The organism is Streptomyces colwelliae (assembly GCF_048158785.1).
Classification (GTDB): domain Bacteria; phylum Actinomycetota; class Actinomycetes; order Streptomycetales; family Streptomycetaceae; genus Streptomyces.
In genome coordinates this window covers 1-1,414 of the sequence record NZ_JBLTJC010000793.1, presented here as the reverse complement: position 1 = coordinate 1,414, position 1,414 = coordinate 1, and the positions used below count along the sequence as shown (strand labels likewise).

Sequence of the window (1,414 nt, the reverse complement as noted above, 5' to 3'; positions counted from 1 at the left end):
GCCCCCGGTCGACCCCCGCACCGGCGCCGCCTGGCCGCAGCCCATGCAGCACGACCAGCGGCAGCCGACCAACCCCGCTGCCGCGCCGCTGGGTTACACCGCGGCCGTGGAGCTGTCGTCGGACCGGCTGCTCAGCAACAAGAAGCAGAAGGCGAAGAGCGGCCGGCCCGGCGTCGCGCCCTCGCGGTTCAAGCTCGGCGGCAAGAAGGAAGAGGCCGAGCGGCAGCGGAAGTTGGAGCTGATCCGTACGCCGGTGCTGTCGTGCTACCGGATCGCGGTGATCAGCCTCAAGGGCGGTGTCGGCAAGACCACGACCACCACCGCGCTCGGCTCCACCCTCGCCACCGAGCGCCAGGACAAGATCCTCGCGATCGACGCCAACCCGGACGCCGGCACGCTCGGCCGCCGCGTGCGCCGCGAGACCGGCGCGACCATCCGCGACCTGGTCCAGGCGATCCCGTACCTCAACTCGTACATGGACATCCGCCGGTTCACCTCCCAGGCGCCCTCCGGTCTGGAGATCATCGCCAACGACGTCGACCCGGCCGTCTCGACCACGTTCAACGACGAGGACTACCGCCGCGCGATCGAGGTGCTGGGCAACCAGTACCCGATCATCCTCACCGACTCCGGTACCGGTCTGCTCTACAGCGCGATGCGCGGTGTGCTCGACCTCGCCGACCAGCTCATCATCATCTCGACGCCGTCCGTGGACGGTGCGAGCAGCGCGAGTACGACGCTGGACTGGCTGTCGGCGCACGGGTACGCCGACCTGGTCTCACGCTCGCTCACCGTCATCTCGGGGGTCCGCGAGACCGGCAAGACGATCAAGGTGGAGGACATCGTCAGCCACTTCGAGACGCGCTGCCGGGGTGTCGTGGTCGTGCCGTTCGACGAGCATCTCGCCGCCGGTGCGGAGGTCGACCTCGACATGATGCGGCCGAAGGTGCGCGAGTCGTACTTCAACCTCGCGGCCCTGGTCGCCGAGGACTTCGTCCGCCACCAGCAGATGCACGGCCTGTGGACGAGCGACGGCAACCCGCCGCCGGTACTGGCCCCGCCGATGCCTGGTCAGCAGGGCTACCCGGGATACCCGGGCCAGCAAGGACAGCCTGGACAGCAGGGTTATCCGGGGCAGCAGCAGTACCCCGGCCAGGAGCAGCAGTTGTACACGGGCCCGCCTCCCGGCCAGCAGACGCCGGGTCACCCCGCGCCGTTCCCGGGCCAGCAGGCTCCCGGTCAGCCGGGTCCCTACCCCCAGCAGCAACCACAGCAGCCCCAACCGCCGCAGCCCACCAGGACGTACCTGATCCACATCGGGACGCCGAGCCGGTCGAGGCGGGTGGCGAAGTTCAGAGTGGGGGCGAGTTCGCCGCCGGTCAGTTTCCGGTAGGTGTTGACGTCGAAGGACTTG

Annotated in this window: 1 protein-coding gene; it reads left to right on the top strand. The window is 69.6% G+C overall.

All coding sequences use genetic code 11. From position 1 onward, the window contains the following. On the top strand, positions 1-1,393 hold a 1,393-nt coding region (locus ACNFOC_RS54405; protein WP_416966316.1), incomplete at its 5' end, for a MinD/ParA family ATP-binding protein. Positions 1,394-1,414 lie beyond the last annotated feature (21 nt).